Annotated in this window: 17 protein-coding genes; 7 read left to right on the top strand and 10 right to left on the bottom strand. The window is 66.3% G+C overall.

The window, feature by feature from the left end:
- Window positions 1–170: 170 nt before the first annotated feature.
- On the top strand, window positions 171–1,742 hold the full coding sequence (locus HPA02_RS08900; RefSeq protein ID WP_146802831.1) for a BCCT family transporter: 1,572 nt from the start codon (window positions 171–173) through the stop codon (window positions 1,740–1,742).
- Between the two features lie 71 nt (window positions 1,743–1,813).
- Here the strand turns inward: HPA02_RS08900 and gdhA are convergent, their stop codons facing one another.
- Window positions 1,814–3,166, bottom strand: coding sequence for an NADP-specific glutamate dehydrogenase (gene gdhA, locus HPA02_RS08905; RefSeq protein ID WP_146802832.1), 1,353 nt, complete (start codon window positions 3,164–3,166; stop codon window positions 1,814–1,816).
- Between the two features lie 293 nt (window positions 3,167–3,459).
- On the opposite strand from gdhA, the gene HPA02_RS08910 reads away from it, so the two are divergent.
- Together HPA02_RS08910 and rlmM are read left to right on the top strand one after the other, a co-directional pair.
- Complete coding sequence (locus HPA02_RS08910; protein WP_146802833.1) at window positions 3,460–3,870, top strand: DUF2721 domain-containing protein; 411 nt, start codon at window positions 3,460–3,462, stop codon at window positions 3,868–3,870.
- Between the two features lie 51 nt (window positions 3,871–3,921).
- Complete coding sequence (rlmM, locus tag HPA02_RS08915) at window positions 3,922–4,995, top strand: 23S rRNA (cytidine(2498)-2'-O)-methyltransferase RlmM (RefSeq protein WP_371832423.1); 1,074 nt, start codon at window positions 3,922–3,924, stop codon at window positions 4,993–4,995.
- 24 nt (window positions 4,996–5,019) lie between these two features.
- Here the strand turns inward: rlmM and HPA02_RS08920 are convergent, their stop codons facing one another.
- The gene (locus HPA02_RS08920) at window positions 5,020–5,304 is read right to left on the bottom strand and encodes an antibiotic biosynthesis monooxygenase family protein (RefSeq protein WP_146802835.1); all 285 of its coding nucleotides are present in this window, start codon (window positions 5,302–5,304) and stop codon (window positions 5,020–5,022) included.
- A 53-nt stretch (window positions 5,305–5,357) separates the two neighbouring features.
- Here HPA02_RS08920 and tusA point away from each other — a divergent pair, with 53 nt between their 5' ends.
- Complete coding sequence (tusA, locus tag HPA02_RS08925) at window positions 5,358–5,609, top strand: sulfurtransferase TusA (RefSeq protein ID WP_146802836.1); 252 nt, start codon at window positions 5,358–5,360, stop codon at window positions 5,607–5,609.
- A gap of 37 nt (window positions 5,610–5,646) precedes the next feature.
- Here the strand turns inward: tusA and HPA02_RS08930 are convergent, their stop codons facing one another.
- From HPA02_RS08930 to HPA02_RS08940, 3 genes are all read right to left on the bottom strand, one after another.
- A complete protein-coding gene (locus HPA02_RS08930) occupies window positions 5,647–6,336 on the bottom strand; it encodes a hypothetical protein (RefSeq protein ID WP_146802837.1) in 690 nt (229 codons plus the stop codon).
- Window positions 6,337–6,435: 99 nt separating this feature from the next.
- On the bottom strand, window positions 6,436–7,479 hold the full coding sequence (locus HPA02_RS08935; protein ID WP_146802838.1) for a DUF3080 family protein: 1,044 nt from the start codon (window positions 7,477–7,479) through the stop codon (window positions 6,436–6,438).
- A complete protein-coding gene (locus tag HPA02_RS08940) occupies window positions 7,460–8,854 on the bottom strand; it encodes an MATE family efflux transporter (protein ID WP_232341194.1) in 1,395 nt (464 codons plus the stop codon). The genes HPA02_RS08935 and HPA02_RS08940 overlap by 20 nt, the downstream gene beginning before the upstream one ends.
- 195 nt (window positions 8,855–9,049) lie before the next feature.
- On the opposite strand from HPA02_RS08940, the gene HPA02_RS08945 reads away from it, so the two are divergent.
- Entirely contained in the window at window positions 9,050–9,610 is a 561-nt protein-coding gene (locus HPA02_RS08945) for an elongation factor P hydroxylase (protein ID WP_146802840.1), read from the top strand.
- A gap of 45 nt (window positions 9,611–9,655) precedes the next feature.
- Here HPA02_RS08945 and HPA02_RS08950 read toward each other — a convergent pair whose 3' ends face one another.
- Together HPA02_RS08950 and HPA02_RS08955 are read right to left on the bottom strand one after the other, a co-directional pair.
- Complete coding sequence (locus tag HPA02_RS08950; protein WP_146802841.1) at window positions 9,656–10,135, bottom strand: hypothetical protein; 480 nt, start codon at window positions 10,133–10,135, stop codon at window positions 9,656–9,658.
- Window positions 10,136–10,137: 2 nt separating this feature from the next.
- Window positions 10,138–10,998, bottom strand: a complete 861-nt coding sequence (locus tag HPA02_RS08955) for a TatD family hydrolase (protein ID WP_146802842.1) — start codon at window positions 10,996–10,998, stop codon at window positions 10,138–10,140.
- Between the two features lie 96 nt (window positions 10,999–11,094).
- Between HPA02_RS08955 and HPA02_RS08960 the strand changes: the two genes are divergently transcribed.
- Entirely contained in the window at window positions 11,095–13,023 is a 1,929-nt protein-coding gene (locus tag HPA02_RS08960; RefSeq protein WP_146802843.1) for an ATP-binding cassette domain-containing protein, read from the top strand.
- Window positions 13,024–13,169: 146 nt separating this feature from the next.
- Here the strand turns inward: HPA02_RS08960 and HPA02_RS08965 are convergent, their stop codons facing one another.
- Window positions 13,170–13,628 carry a universal stress protein gene (locus HPA02_RS08965; protein WP_146802844.1) on the bottom strand — a complete coding sequence of 153 codons (459 nt, stop codon included), beginning with the start codon at window positions 13,626–13,628 and terminating at the stop codon, window positions 13,170–13,172.
- 106 nt (window positions 13,629–13,734) lie between these two features.
- Between HPA02_RS08965 and HPA02_RS08970 the strand changes: the two genes are divergently transcribed.
- Complete coding sequence (locus tag HPA02_RS08970) at window positions 13,735–14,250, top strand: preprotein translocase subunit YajC (protein WP_146802845.1); 516 nt, start codon at window positions 13,735–13,737, stop codon at window positions 14,248–14,250.
- Between the two features lie 70 nt (window positions 14,251–14,320).
- Here the strand turns inward: HPA02_RS08970 and slyA are convergent, their stop codons facing one another.
- Window positions 14,321–14,764: a transcriptional regulator SlyA gene (slyA, locus tag HPA02_RS08975; protein ID WP_146802846.1), complete on the bottom strand. Its 444-nt coding sequence runs from the start codon at window positions 14,762–14,764 to the stop codon at window positions 14,321–14,323.
- 111 nt (window positions 14,765–14,875) lie between these two features.
- Window positions 14,876–16,024, bottom strand: a complete 1,149-nt coding sequence (locus HPA02_RS08980; RefSeq protein ID WP_146802847.1) for a DUF5924 family protein — start codon at window positions 16,022–16,024, stop codon at window positions 14,876–14,878.
- Window positions 16,025–16,032 lie beyond the last annotated feature (8 nt).

Below are 16,032 nucleotides of genomic sequence, written 5' to 3' on the forward strand. Positions count from 1 at the left end.
AGGGCTAAATAACTCTCGACCGAGATTGGCGTCATTTGGTGGCGTCCTTATATCGGCCAGTCGTCCACGTTGGCCCGATCCTATGTCGACACGTTTTATCGAAAGCAACCCAGCTCTAACGAGGCTGGGTTTTTTTATGGCTTCCCAACCTGATGGAGAAAACCGACGGCATGTCCCGTTCACAAATCGAGACTTCCTCTTCCGCGGAGACCGGCATACGCCCGTCCCTGGGAGACCCCCTGGTACTCGGCCTGAGCATTGGCTTTATCGTGCTCTTCGTCGGTGCTTCCCTCTACGATATCGAGGGTGTGGCCGGCGCTATCGCGACCGGTTTTGCCTGGACGGCGAAGGTGTTGGGCTCCTATTTCCAACTGCTACTGCTGGCGACCTTCTTCGTGGCGATCGGGGTGGCTCTCTCGCCGGCGGCCCGCGCCCGGGTGGGAAATCTCGACACCCCGGAGCTGAGTACCTTCAAGTGGCTGTCGATCATCATGTGTACCCTGCTGGCCGGGGGAGGGGTATTCTTCGCCGCCGGTGAGCCCATCTATCACTTGGTGGTCACGCCGCCGGCCTTCGAGACCGAGGCGGGCAGTGCCGAAGCGGTAAGTGGTGCCCTGGCACAATCCTTTATGCACTGGGGCTTCCTGGCCTGGGCGGTGCTGGGATCCTTGACCGCCGTGGTGCTGGCTCATGCCCACTATGTTCGTGGGCTCCCGCTGCAACCGCGCACCCTGCTGGAGCCCATCCTCGGCGAGCGCCTGATGCGGGGTCCCTTGGGCGGGGTGGTGGATGCCTGCTGCGTGATCGCCGTAGTGGCGGGGACCGTGGGACCGATCGGCTTCCTGGCAACGCAAGTCAGCTTCGGCTTGCATGAGCTGGTGGGGATCTCCCAAGGGTATGGCACCCAGTTGATTATCCTCGCCGTGCTGGCCAGTATTTATGTGGCGTCGGCGATGAGCGGCATTCAGCGCGGGATTCAGCTATTGAGTCGCTTCAATGTCCTCTTGGCCCTGGCGATTGCCCTGGTGATCTTCCTGTTCGGGCCGACGCTGTTCCTGATCAATACCTATACCCAGAGCATGGGGACTTATGTCACCTCCTTCTTCACCATGGCCACCATGACCGCGGAGACGGCACCGGCCTGGTGGATGCAGTGGTGGACGGTGTTTTTCTTCGCCTGGTTCATCGGTTACGGGCCGCTGATGGCGATCTTCGTGGCGCGTATCTCCCGGGGGCGCACCATTCGCCAGATGATCCTAGCCGTGGCGGTGTTGGCCCCTATCGCCACCACCGTCTGGTTCACCTTGCTGGGGGGCTCGGGCATTCACTATCAGCTGAGTGGCGCCATCGATCTTACCGAGGCCTTGAATAACTTCCAGTTCGACGTGGCGACCCTGACCGTGGCCCAGGCCCTGCCCGGGGGGACCGGGATGGCCCTGGCGATCCTGCTGCTGACCTCCATTTTCGTGGCCACCACCGGCGATTCCATGAGCTACTCGATCTCGGTCGTAGCCACCGGTCATGATGCACCGAGCCCGTTGGTGCGCGCCTTCTGGGGCATCGCCATGGCGCTGATGGCGGCGATCCTGCTCTACATGGGGGCCGGCCAGATCGGTGCCCTGCAGCAGTTTATCGTGATCACCGCCATCCCGGTCTCCCTGGTGCTACTGCCGTCACTCTGGACGGGGCCCCAGGCGGCCCTGGCCATGGCCCGCGAGCAGGGCATCCTGAGCGATCATTGACGTGAGCGAAGAGATAACGCAAGACGCCCGGCCATTGGCCGGGCGTCTTGCGTTTGGGAGGGGCGTTTTGGTTAGCCCACGCCCTGGTCGATCATGGCGTCGGCCACCTTGCGGAAACCGGCAATGTTCGCCCCCAGCACCAGGTTATGGGGCTGACCGAACTCCTTGGCGGTGTCGGCGCAACGCTGATAGATATCCGCCATGATGGATTGCAGCTTCTCGTCCACCTTCTCGAGGCTCCACTGCTGCATGCTGCTGTTCTGGGCCATCTCCAACTGACTGGTGGCCACGCCGCCGGCATTGGCGGCCTTGCCGGGGCCGTAGTCGATGCGGGCGTCGAGGAAGCGATCCACGGTGCCGGCGGTGGAGGCCATGTTGGAGCCTTCGCTGATGGCGCGAACGCCATTGGCCAGCATCGTCTCGGCATCCGCCTCGGTCACTTCGTTCTGGGTGGCCGAGGGGAAGGCGATCTCGCCCGGAATGCGCCATACCGCGTGACCATCGGACGGGTAGTCGCGGGCATCGATATAGGTGGCATCCGGATGATGCTCGACGTACTCGCGCAGGGAGGTGCGCTTGACCTCCTTGAGCAGCTTGAGGGTCTCGAGCTTGATGCCGGCGGGGTCATGGATGCTGCCCTGAGAATCGGAACAGGTCACCGGCAGGGCGCCCAGTTGATAGAGCTTCTCGATGGTGTAGATGGCCACGTTGCCGGCGCCCGATACCAGGCAGGTCTTGCCGCTCAGGGTGTCACCGCGGGCCGCCAGCATGTTCTGGGCGAAGTAGACCGCGCCATAGCCGGTGGCTTCCTTGCGTCCCAGGGAGCCGCCCCAGTCGAGGCCCTTGCCGGTCAGTACGCCCTCGTAGCGGCCGGTCAGGCGCTTGTACTGGCCGAACAGGTAGCCGATCTCGCGACCGCCGACGCCGATGTCCCCGGCGGGCACGTCGGTGGTCGGGCCGATATGGCGGTGCAACTCGGTCATGAATGCCTGGCAGAAGCGCATGATCTCGGCGTCGGACTTGCCCTTGGGGTCGAAGTCCGAGCCGCCCTTGCCGCCGCCGATGGGTAGGCCGGTCAGGGCATTCTTGAAGATCTGCTCGAAGCCCAGGAACTTGATGATGCCGGCGTTGACGCTGGGGTGGAAGCGCAGGCCGCCCTTGTAGGGGCCCAGGGCGGAGTTGAACTGGATGCGATAGCCCTTGTTCACGCGCACCTTGCCGCTGTCGTCCTGCCAGCAGACCCGGAACATGATCTGGCGCTCGGGCTCGACGATGCGCTCGATGATGCTGTGATCATGGTAGTGGGGGTCCTGGTCGAGCAGGGGGCGCAGGCTGTCGAGAACCTCCTCGGCGGCCTGGTAGAACTCGGTCTGGGCGGGGCTGGTGCGTTTCAGGCGCTCCAGGGTGTCGTGTACATAGGGCATGGGGGTGTCCTGTTGATGGCGCTAAAAATATGCGACCGCATGGGGGCCGCTATCGTTATGAAAAATCCTTCCACGTCGCGCACCAATATAATGCAATGCACCCTTATGCAGCAACTGCATGGGTTATACGGAAAAAGGTCGTGAATATGAGGCAAAATCACTTCAAATTGTCGAATTTATCTGCACTAATTCGGGGCATTAATGATAATTCATAGACGGTTATTTAACGAAGTGCCTCGAGTGAGCCGTCTCTGATAGACTACCGGCGTCACTCGTCGGCGTTGGAGACCCTCGTGACCCTGACTACCCCGGCCCTGCTGTTTCCGGCCATTTCGCTGCTGCTGCTCGCCTATACCAATCGTTTCCTGACCCTGGCGCAGTTGATCCGCAAGTTGGCCGACGAGGAGCGAGACCAGCACCATGAGGTGGCGGCACGTCAGATCCTGATGCTGCGTCAGCGCATCAGCCTCACCAAGCGCATGCAACTGGCCGGGGTGCTGAGCTTCCTGCTCTGTACCCTGTCGATGTTCGCGCTCTTTCTCTCCCTGGAGATGCTCGGCATGGTGCTGTTCGGCATCAGCTTGCTGAGCCTCTCGGTCTCGCTGATCTACTCCCTGTGGGAGGTCACCATCTCGACCAATGCCCTGAACGTGCAGCTGCAGGACATCGAGGCGCTCAAGCAGTCCCGCGCCTCGCGGGAATGACCTCGACGCGATGGCGATGGGCGCTTAGACTTGGCGGCCCCACAACAGGAGATCAACGTGATTCCCCAGCACCTGCTGCTCTTGTGTCGTCCCGGTTTCGAGCATGATCTGGCCGCCGAGGTCAGCGACAAGGCCGCCACCCTGGGGTGGGGCGGCGAGGCCGCCTTCGTTGCCAATGGTGGCGTGGTCGATTTTCGCGTCGCCGGCGAGGCGCCGGTCAATGGGTTGCATCGTGACCTGCCCCTGGCCGGCCTGGTCTTCGCCCGCCAGTCCTTGGTGGCGTTGCCGCCTTTGGTGGGACTCTCGCGGGAGGATCGTCTATCGCCGATTCTCGAACAGGTCCAGGCCAGTGTCTGGAGCTTCGAGTCGATCTGGCATGAGACGCCGGACACCAACGACGGCAAGGCCTTGGTGGGGCTTAGCAAGGCGCTGGATCGTCCCCTGACGTCGCTGCTCAGAAAGCGCGGCGCCCTGCGGCGCAAGGCCGGCGGGCGGCGCCTGCACCTGTTATGGACGGCGGGGGATGCGGTGCAACTGGGGATCAGCTTTCCCGGCAACCGCAGCGAGCACCCTGGCGGTATCGTGCGGTTGCGTTTCCCCAAGGCGGCGCCGAGCCGCTCGACCCTCAAGCTGGAAGAGGCCTGGCACTGTTTCGTGCCCCGGGAAGAGTGGCCGGCGCGGCTCCATGAGGGCATGCAGGCGGCGGATCTCGGCGCCGCCCCCGGCGGCTGGACCTATCAGCTGGTGGCCCGCGGCATGCATGTCTATGCCATCGATAACGGCCCCATGGACAAGGCGTTGATGGCCAGCGGCCAGGTGGAGCACCTGCGTGAGGATGGCTTCGTCTGGGAGCCGCCGGGGCGGCTGGACTGGCTGGTCTGCGATATCGTCGACAAGCCGGCCCGCGTCATGGCGATGATCGAGCGCTGGCTGGTGCGGCGCTGGTGTCGCGAGGCGGTGTTCAATCTCAAGCTGCCGATGAAACGGCGCTGGCAGGAGGTGGCACGCTGCCTGGCGCATCTCGAGGCGAGCCTCGGCGAGGCCGGGGTAAGGGCCGAGCTGCGTTGCCGTCACCTCTACCATGACCGGGAAGAGGTGACGGTACATGTCCAGTTGCTGGACTGAGTGCGTGGCCGCGGAGAGCCGCCCTCAGTAATGCTCGTAGATGCGAATATGCTCGTCTTCGGTGAGCAGCGGCAGGATATGCTGCATCACGCGCTCACGTTCGGTGCTGTTCTGCCAGTCGCGCCAGGCGCTCAGATCGCGCCACTGGGTGATCAGCAGGCGGTGCTCCGGGTGGCGGCGTTCGCGTAGGCTCTCACCGGCGATGAAGCCGCGGGCATTGATGACGGCGCGCATGGCTTCCCTGGCCGCGGCATCGTATTCTTCTTCGAGCCCCGGCATGATCCGGCGCTCGATGATGATCTTGATCATGTGACTGCTCCCTAGCCGGCTGGCCGAGCCGGCGACGACGTTCGAGGATACTCATGGCCGATACTGCCAACGACCTGCCCAAGGCGGATGCGCATCTGGACACCAGCGGGCTCTACTGCCCCGAGCCGATCATGTTGATGCACAATCGGGTTCGCGACATGCAACCCGGGGAGGTACTGGCGGTGACCGCGACCGATCCCGCCACCACTCGGGATATCCCCAAGTTTTGTAGCTTCCTGGGCCACGAGCTGATCCACCAGTCCGAGCAGGACGATACCTACACCTATCTTATCCGCCTGGGTTGAGGCTGCGCCATGGGGCGGCGTAAACGCCGCCTCACGGTTACTTGGCTACCATCAATGCCAGCGCCTCGAGGGTCGCCGGATCCTCCTCCTTGATGCGATTGGCGATCACCCGCTGGAAGAAATAGACCACCCGGTGACGGCTATGTCCCGGATAGAGACAGTCATCGCCCATCAGCACTGGGGTGGCGGTGACGCGGTTCTCGTCCACCAGTAGGGCCTCCACCTCGCCGTTGCTGTAGAGCCGCCAGCCGAACACTTGCTTGAGCTGCCAGGGGTTGTCGTCGTCATCCATGCACAGGGCGTGGGTGCCCTGGTTGTCGGGGAGCTGCTGGATCAGGGTGGTCTCGCCGGTTTCTTCATAGTCGAAATAGGCGGCGGCATGCTCGAGCTCGAAGACCTTGTGTTCCGGGGGACTGTGGAAGATCTCCTCGGTCTCCGGGTCGCGATAGCCGACGAAGTGGCCATGCTCGGGGTCGTCGAGGGCATGGCAGGGCGTCAGGGCCTCCATCCAGGGCACCAGGCCCACGATTTCGCCATCCTCGCGCAGGCCCCAGGCCAGCAAGGGCATGCCGTAGAGGGTGTCGGGGTCCGAGGCCAGGCGATAGAGCATCTCCAGGCCGTCGAGCTCGGGGCACAGGCGTAGCAATCGGCGCTTGGCCAGTTGCCGTTGTCGCATGGTCTCCAGGTCGATGACCTGGGCGGAGCGGGGGGACAGTGGGATACCCATGATTACCCTCCTTGCACGGCGTGGTCACGGCATCGGGTCGACTAGCGGGTCGCCCGCGAAGCGCCTCGGTTCACTATTAGCACAGTCGCCAGTGGAAAGTTAAGCCCCTTGATCCAGTCCACAGGCCTCGCGGAGCCGTGCCCAGAGCGCCCGATGGTGGGCAAGGGCCGCCTGGAACTCGGCCCAGGGGGTGGCGGGCGCCTCCAGGGAGAACCAGCGTCGGTGATAGTCGCGGATCGGGGCGCGGGCCACCTCATGGGCGTCATAGAGCCGTCCTAGGGCGCCGAACCAGGCCTCGGCCTGGGTCGCCAGGGTGGCGAGAAAGGGCCGAACGCGAGCGGTGAGCTGCTCCTCGTCGACCCGCCGCAGGGTTTCGCGACGCTCGCAGGCGGCGCCCTGGCGCAATCGGGTGGCGAGCAGGGCATTGGTTTCGGCCAGGCGTTGGTTAGCGAGCATCAGGGTGCGCAGCAGCCGCGCACTGAGCGGGCTCTCCTGCAGCGTCTGGAGATGGCCCTCCAGGATGGCGGTATCGAGCCGCCAATCGGGATTGAACTGGTTGCGGGTCGCGGTCTCTAGGTAGTCGAGGGCGGCCAGGTAAGGGGCCAGGTCATCGACGCCCCGCGGTGTCAGGGGGCGGCTGGCACGGGAGAAGTTGCCCACCCATTCGCTGGAGCCGAGCAGGGCATTCCAGCTGACCCGGGCCAGTTGCTCGCCCTTGATGGCGGCGAGGCGTTCGAGGCGTGCCCGGTCGGGTTCGTCGAGGGCCTCGGCCACCTCGCTGTCCCGGCAGGCGGCCAGTCGGCGCCACAGTTCCAGTTCGTAATGCCAGCGCTGGCTGGGTGGGGCAACGCGGCCCAGGGCGCTATTGCGCTGCGCCACCAGAGTGGTGATATGGCAGCGCCGTAGGGCATGCACGGCGAGGAGGCCCTCGCGTGTCTCGGGGATCTCGAAGAGACGCTCGTCCGGGGCGGGGAAGGCCGGAATATTGTCCGGAGAGGCCGGCGATGGGGGCGCCGTGGCCAGCGCCTCGGCCAGCCGGCGCTGGTAATCCACCAGTAGGGCGTCGCTGGCACCCTGACGGTCGCAGCCGGCCAACAGCAGGCCGGCCAGCAGGGTGACGAGTCTAGTCGCTTTGTGCCACATGGCGTCGTCCCTCGCTGACGGCCCGGCTGATCGCCTGAAGACGCCAGCCCAGCAGCAGGGCCGCCACACTCAGGCCGGCCACCAGGCCGATCCAGTAGCCGTGCACCCCCAGAGGTGCGACCCACTGGCCGAGGCCCCGGGTGCCCAGCCAGTGGCCGCCGGCTAGCCCCACCAGCCAATAGGAGATCAGGGTGATCACCATGATGATGCGGGTGTCCTTGTAGCCGCGCAGGGCGCCGGCCATGGTCACCTGCAGCGAGTCCGAAACCTGATAGAGCATGGCCAGTACCACCAGCGAGAGGGCCAGGCGCTGTACCTCGACATTGTGAGTGTAAAGGGCGATCACCGGTTCCGCGCCGAACCAGATGATCAGGTTGTTGAACAGCGCGATCCCCAGGCACACGGCGATGCCGTTCCAGGCCACGAAGCGTGCCCCCCGCAGGTTGCCGGTCCCCAGGGTATTGCCGACCCGCACCGTCAGTGCCATGCCCAGCGACAGGGGCAGCATAAAGAGTATCGAGGTGAAGTTGAGGGCCACCTGGTGAGCCGCCACCGTGACCTCGCCGAAGCTGGCCACGAAGAGGGCGATCAGGGTAAAGAGGGTCACCTCGACGAAGATCGCCACGCCGATGGGCAGCCCCACCACCAGCAGCTGGCGGATCAGGTGCCAGCTCGGCGGGGTGGGGGTGCGCCAGAGCTCGATCGCGCCGAGGGTCTGGCTGCGCCGAGTGTAACGGCACATGGCTAGCCCCATGGTCCACATGGAGAGCGCCGTGGCGATGCCGCAGCCCCAGGCGCCGAGTGCCGGTAGTTGCTGGATCGGTGCCGGCAGCCAGTCGCCGAACAGCCCGGTGAGGCCGGCCCCGCCGTAGATCAGCACGAAATTGCTGGGGATATTGACCCCCAGGCCCACCAGGCTGATGGTCAGGGAGGGGCGGGTATGGTTCATGCCGTCGGAGAAGGCGCGCAGGGCCTGGAAGAGCGCCACCCCGGGCATGCCGAAGGCCACCGCCGAGAGGTAGCTCGCCGAGAGTTCCGCTACCCCCTCGGGAACCCCCATCAGGCGGAAGATCGGCATCACCGTGAACCACAGCAGCAGCGCGGCGATCAGCCCCAGGGCGAGCGCCACCCACAGGGCCTGATGCACATTGGGACGAATGCGCGCCTGGCGCCCGCCCCCCAGCAACTGGGCGACGATGGGGGTGAGCCCCATCAGGGTGCCGGTCATGAACAGCATCAACGGCATCCACAGACTCGACCCCACCGACACCGCGGCCAGGTCGGTGGCGCTCTGGCGCCCGGTCATCATCACGTCGGTGACCCCCATGCCGGCCTGGGCCAGCTGGGCGCCGCAGATCGGCAGGGCGAGACGCATCAATAGCGAAGTCTCCCGCCGGCTGGTGGCCAGCAGGGATGAGGCATGAGGTGCCAAGGGCGTACTCCTTTCAGCGAGGCGTCTGCTGGGACGCCTGTCCATTCGGGCAAGGCCCCTAGTCTAGCAATAGCCGAGGATATTCGTCGCCGCCTCCGATCCCTATAATGGGGCCCATTTGCCAGCCGAGGAGAGACCGTGGAGCACCGCCTCGACGACGTGATCGCCCTGTTCGATGGGCTCTTCGCCGACACCTATGCGACCCGCTTGGTGCGCGGCGGCGACGAGCCCCTCTATCGCCCCGCGGATGCGGACTGTCCGTACCACCGGGTGATCTTCGCCCGGGGCTTCTATGCCAGCGCCCTGCACGAGATCAGCCACTGGTGCATCGCCGGGGCCAGGCGGCGCCAGCAGGAGGACTACGGCTATTGGTACCTGCCCGATGGCCGCGATGCCGAGCAGCAGCGCGCCTTCGAGGCGGTGGAGGTGGCGCCCCAGGCGCTGGAGTCGCTGTTCGCCGCGGCGGCCGGCCGCGACTTCCATGTCAGCGTCGACAACCTGGGGGAGGTGGCGGTGGATCGCGAGGCCTTTCAGGCGCGGGTGGCGGCGCGGGCCGCACGCTATCTCGAGGAGGGGCTGCCGCGTCGCGCCGCGGCCTTCCGGGAGGCCCTGACGGCCTATTATCGCCAGGGCCAGTCACTCGGGGCGGCGATCGCCCGTGGGCGAGCGATGCTGGCTCCCGCGGCGCTACCCGCCTAGCGGCGGGGTGCCGCGGTTTTGCAGCGCCACCGCCTTGTCGGTCCCTCAGTCCTCCTCACACAGGCGCTGATGCAGGGCCAGCATCACCTGCACCTCCTGGTCGGCGCGCAGTGGCTCCAGGCCCAGCTCGCCGAACAGCTCATTGCGCAGGCGAAACCACTCGCCGCTGGGCAGGTCGGGGTAGAGCGACTCCGCCGGGGCCAGCTCCACGAAGGGGTCGAGGCCGAAGGCATCGAAGAGCCGGGCCAGGGCCGATTCGTCGTCGCTGACCCCGGCGGTCAGCAGGGTCTCGCTGAAGTGGTCATTCTCCAGCTCGCGGATCACGTCGAGGGGGCTGACGCCGAGTCCCTCCAGCTCCTCCAGGCTGTAATCTCCCAGGGCGACGAGTTCGTCATGCAGCCAGCTGTCGTCGGGCTGGATCAGGGTGTGCTTGACCTGCCCATCGGGCAGGCTCCAGGCGATGGCCAGGGGCAGGCCGCCTTCCTCTCCGGTCTCGACGGCGATAAAGCCAGGAAAATCGGCCATCTTCAGGATTCCTCTTCGGGCTGGGGCAGGGCAAAGAAGGCGCGGGCCGTGGCGCTGGTGGCCTCGGCCAGGGCTCTTGGCGTCTCGCCGCGCCAGTGGGCGATTTCGTCCAGGATAAAGGGTAGCAGCGCCGGTTCGTGGCGCCGGCCCTTGAGCTTGGCGGGCAGGTTGCGCGGCAGCAGGTAAGGGCAGTCGGTCTCCAGCATCAGGCGGCTGGCGGGGATGTCTCGCACCAGCTCGCGCAGGTGGTGGCCGCGCCGCTCGTCGCAGATCCAGCCGGTCAGGCCGATATGCAGGTCGAGGTCCAGGTAGCCGTGCAGGGTGGCCCGCTCGCCGGTGAAACAGTGCACCACCGCCTGGGGGATATCGTCCCGCCAGTGGGTCAGCATCTCGGTCATGCGCCGCCCGGCATCCCGCTCGTGGATAAACAGCGGCAGGCGGCCCTCGGCGGCTTGTTGCAGCTGCGCCTCGAAGGCGCGCTCCTGTTCGGCGGGGGTGGAGAAGTTGCGGTTGAAGTCGAGGCCACACTCGCCCACCGCCACCACCTCGGGCTGAGCATGGAGTGCCGCCATGGCGGCCGCCAGCTCGCCATTCCAGCGGCTGGCATCGTGAGGGTGGACCCCCGCGGTGGCATAGCAGCCGGGGATCTCGCGAGCCAGGGCCACCGCCTGCTCGGCATGCTCCCGGTCGGTGCCGGTGAGGATCAGGGTGGTGACATTGGCCGCCCGGGCACGCGCAATCACCGCCTCCCGGTCGCGGGCGAAGCTCTCATGGGTCAGGTTGGCGCCAATGTCCACCAGCGGCGTCGGCGCGCGCCGGCGCAGCGCCTCGGGCAGAACGTCATCGAAGTCGGCCAAGGCCAGAGTCTCCTTGCTGAGCGGGCGCCTAGTGTAACCAAGCCCACCCGACCTCGGCCATGCGTTACACTAGCGCCTTTGCCGATTCGATGAGGATTGCGTGTGACCCTGTTACGTCTGGAACAGCTGCAGCTCGCCTATGGCCCCCAGGTGTTGCTCGACGGCGCCGAGCTGGTGCTGGAGAAGGGCGAGCGCCTGGCCCTGGTGGGCCGCAACGGCACCGGTAAGTCGACCCTGCTTAGGCTGGTCTCCGGGGAGATCCTCCCCGACGGCGGCACCCTCTGGCGGGCGCCGGGCCTCAAGGTGGGGGTGCTGGCCCAGGACCTGCCGGTGGCCTCCGGGGAGACCATCTTCGACGTGGTGGCCCAGGGCCTGCCCGAGGCCGGTAGCCTGCTCGCCGAGTATCACCACCTGGTGCAGCAGGACGACCCGGACATGAAGCGCATGGCGACCCTGCAGACCCAACTGGAGGCCATCGATGGCTGGTCCTTCAACCAGCGTATCGATGTGATCCTCACCCGCCTGGGCCTGCCGGCGGACGACCCGATGACCTCGCTTTCCGGGGGCTGGCGGCGCCGCGTGGCCCTGGCCCGGGCCCTAGTGGCCGACCCCGACCTGCTGCTGCTCGACGAGCCCACCAACCACCTGGACCTGGACACCATCGCCTGGCTGGAGGAGCAACTGCTGGCCTTCAATGGCGCCGTGCTCTTTATCACCCACGACCGCGCCTTCCTGTCGCGGCTGGCCACCGGCATCCTCGAGCTCGACCGCGGGCGCCTTGGCCGTTACCCCGGGGACTATGCCAAGTATCAGGCCCAGAAGGCCCATGAGCTGGAGGTGGAGGCCAAGGAGAACGCCGAGTTCGACAAGAAGCTGGCCCAGGAAGAGGCGTGGATTCGTCAGGGCATCAAGGCCCGGCGGACCCGTAACGAGGGGCGGGTCCGGGCGCTGGAGCAGATGCGTCGCGAGCGCGGCCAGCGCCGCGAGCGCCAGGGCACCGCCAACCTCTCGGTGGACAGCGGCGAGCGCACCGGCAAGCGGGTGGTGGAGCTGGTCAATGTCACCCAGCGCTTCGGCGACGAGACGGTGATCCATGACCTCTCCCTGGAGATCCAGCGCGGCGATCGCATCGGCTTTATCGGTCGCAACGGCGCCGGCAAGACCACCCTGCTGAAGATCCTGCTCGGCGAGCTTGCGCCCAGCGAGGGGCAGGTGCGCCTTGGCACCAACCTCAAGGTGGCCTACTTCGATCAGTTGCGTGCCGGCCTGGAGATGGACAAGAGCGTCTACGACAACGTGGCCCAGGGCAGCGACCGGGTCACGGTGGGGGGCAAGGATCGCCATGTGATCAGCTACCTCCAGGACTTCCTGTTCACCCCGGACCGGGCTCGCCAGCCGGTCAAGGTGCTCTCCGGCGGCGAGTCCAATCGCCTGCTGCTGGCCAAGCTGTTTACCCAGCCGGCCAATGTGCTGGTGCTGGACGAGCCCACCAACGACCTGGACGTGGAGACCCTGGAGCTGCTCGAGGAGCTGCTGCTCGATTTCGACGGGACCCTGCTGCTGGTCTCCCACGACCGAACCTTTATGGACAACGTGGTGACCGGGGTGTTGGCCTTCGAGGGCGACGGCCGGGTACGCGAGTACGTGGGCGGCTATAGCGACTGGGTGCGCCAGGGTGGCAAGCTGCCGCCGGCGCCCTGGGAGGGGGCGGCGCGTCAGCGGGCCGAGCCGGTGGCCGATAGCGTCGAGGCGGCGGCGCCCCAGAAGGCGGCCAAGCCCGCCGCCAAGAAGCCCGCCAAGCTTTCCTACAAGCTGCAGCGGGAACTCGACGGCCTGCCGGCGCGTATCGAGCAATTGGAAGCCGAGGTGGCCGAGTTCGAGGCCAAGGTGGGCGATCCCGACTTCTACCAGCAGGAGGCCACCCGGGTCACCGCGACCCTGGAGGCGATGGGCGCCAAGCAGGCGGAACTGGACGAGGCCATGGAGCGGTGGATGGAGTTGGAGGCGCTCGCCGCCGGGGAATCACAATAAAGACGAGGAAGTGCTGATTGGCGTCGCGAGCGAAGAGAGGCTGGTCGCCGCCGGAGCGCAGGAACCGGAGTGTAGCTCGCTACATGAGGATTCCGAGCACCGCCGGCGGCCAGGATATCGAGCGCAGCAGTCAATCAGTGCTTCCGTTACTCGTCGCTCTCTTCCCCCTTCTTACCAACCCGCACCGCCAGCACATCGCAGCGGGCGCCGTGCAACACCCCGGTAGAGGTAGAACCCAGCAGCAGGGCGAAGCCGTGGCGTCCATGGGAGCCCACCACGATCAGGTCCACGTCATGCTCCTCGGCGAAGCGGTGGATCTCGGTATCGGGCATGCCCACCACCACGTGCTGGTTCTCCTTGGGCACCTGGTGGGGGTCGGCGATTTCCGCCAGGCGCTGCTTGGCATGCTCGTCGAGCTGGTCCTGGATGCTGGTGAGATCCATGGGGATATCGCCGCCATAGGCGAAGCCCAGCGGCTCCAGGGTGTGCATGATGGAGAGCTTGGCCTGGTTGCGCTCGGCGATGGGCAGGGCGCGCTCCAGGACCTTGTGCGAATCCTTGGTCAGATCGACGGCGACCAGGATATGACGATATTCGTTGCTCATGGGATTCCTCGCGGGCAACAGGGGCTGATACCCCTACTCTAGGCGCTGTAGCGCATCGGGAACAACGACTTATATCAACGTTTCGTGACATTCAGTGAGGCAGTCGATGACCTGGCTAATCATTCTCTTGGCGCTGGCGCTGGTGGTATCGCCGGTGATGTGGCTCAAGCCCAGTCCCCGCCAGAAGCGGGTGGCCGGCCTGCGCAATGCCGTGATCAAGGCGGGGGTGGAGGTGAAGCTGGAGGTGCCGCCGCTGCATGATACCGACAAGGCGATGCCCGCCTATCGCTGGCGCTACCCCCAGGAGCGTCCCGGCCCGACCTTCGTGCTGGTGCGCGACAGCGAGTCGGGGGAGTCGCTCAAGCCCTGTCACGCCGGCTGGCGCTGGCGCACCGAGCCGTTGCGGCCCTTGCCGGAGGCGGCTAGGGAGCGCCTCTTCGCCCTGTTGGAGCGGTTACCCCAGGACGCCCTGGTGCTGGAGTCCAACGAGCATACCCTAACCCTCTGGTGGTACGAGTCCCAGACCGCCGAACGCTTCCTGAGCTACCGGGAGGATTTCCTCTTCCTGCGCGACCAACTGGCGGGACGCCCGGATCGCCCCCGGCCCACGCCCCGGGCGTGATGCCTTAGCCATACACGACGAAGGCGGCACCCCAGGGGTGCCGCCTTCGTATCTGTGGCCATCGGCCGGGTCAGGCGTCGCCGTCGCGTCCCTGCAACCGCAGGCCATTCTCCTCGATGCGCGCCAGCAGGCCATCGAGCTGAGAAACCTCGTCGTCGCTGAGGCCCGCCAGCATCTCCTGGCGCGCCTCGGCCACCACCGCATCGATCTGCTGCAGCAGGGGCGTGGCCGCCTCGGTGAGGTAGATACGCTTGGTGCGGCGATCCTGGTCGCAGGGGCAACGCTCCACCAGGCCCTGCTCGGCGAGCTGATCCAGGGTGCGCACCAGCGAGGGGGCCTCCACGCCGATGGCCCGGGCCAGGTCGCACTGGGGCTGGCCATCACCGAGACGCCACAGATGATAGAGGGTGACCCAGCGGGTCTGGGTCAGGCCCAGGGGCGCCAGGCGCTGGTCGAGGATGGCCCGCCACAGGCGCGGCAGGCGAGAGAGTCGGAAACCGATATTCTGGTGCATGAGACGTCGTGTTTGCAGGCTAATAGTTGCATTGTCCGGAGGCATCGCCCCCTTTGCAAGCCTCGGCCACCGCTATCGGCGCCCGCCAGCGTGGAAAGTGCGTTGTCGGGGCTAGTCGCGGGCCCCGCCCGGCAGCATGCGCCGCCATTCCAGCCCGGGAATGTCCGTGGTCAGCCGGATCTCGTCATCGGCTCGCTCGCCACCCGTCTCGTCCACCCTGAAGCGCAGGCTGCCCAGGCGCTGACCGGAGCCGGTGACGATATCGATGCGCCAGTCGCCGTCGGAGGACTCGGGAAAATTGAGCTTATGACTCCAGGCCCGATAGCCCGCCTCGCGACCGCCACGCACCGTCAGGGGGATGCGGTCGAGCAGTTCGCCCCGGTGGCGCCATTCGTGGTAGATGGTCTCCTCCAGGCCGCGGGGCGCGCGAATCGCCGTATAGGCGTAGAGGCCGGTGCGGGCCAGGGCCCCGGGGGTCAGGTCGAGCTCGCCCACCGGGGTGCGACTGTCGCGATCCAGCGCCGGGGTCAGGGCGCTGTCGGTCAGCCAGAGGTGGGCGGTGGGCACCCAGGCACGCCCCGACCAGGCGACGCCGGCCAGCACCAGCGCTACCCCGAGCAGGGCCAGCCAACTGCGCCAGCCCTTGGGTTGCAGCAGATGGGTGAGGCTCGGCAGGGCGAAGACCACCATGGCCAGCAGGGCATAGCCCAGGCTCTCGGCGGTGGTCAGGGAGAGCAGCAGCGGCAGAGTCACCAACACCACCACGAAGACGCACTGGGCGTGGAAGGCGAAATAGAGCCAGCGCAGGCGTCCGGCTAGCCGATAATAGAGGGGGTCGATGATCGACAGCAGCCCCAGGCCGATCAGCAGCAGGGTGAACAGCGCCTGGCCACTAGTCCAAACGGTAGTGACCAACAGGAAGGGCAGGCAGAAGAATAGCGTCTCCTGATGGATCAACTGGGCGATGAAGGCGGTGACGCCCCGGGGCAGGGTCGGGTAGCCGCGGCGAGCCAGCCAGCGGCCGATCAGCCCCTCGCCGAGCAGCAGACCCCAGGCCAGCAGCATGCCCAGGGCCAGTACCCCGCCCAGCCACTGCTGGCGATCCACCAGGAAAAAGCTCAGCACCCCGGCGCCGAAGGCGATGGGCGGCCAGACCCAGAGGTAGGGCCGCAGCCGGATCAGCAAGGCTTCGATACCGGCTTGCAGCCGCCGCAGGCGTGGATGAGTGCCGAGGGCTGGGGAGACGGGGAGTTCGGGCATCACGGGCC

Origin of the sequence: Bisbaumannia pacifica (assembly GCF_007989625.1) — a bacterium.
Taxonomy (GTDB): domain Bacteria; phylum Pseudomonadota; class Gammaproteobacteria; order Pseudomonadales; family Halomonadaceae; genus Bisbaumannia; species Bisbaumannia pacifica.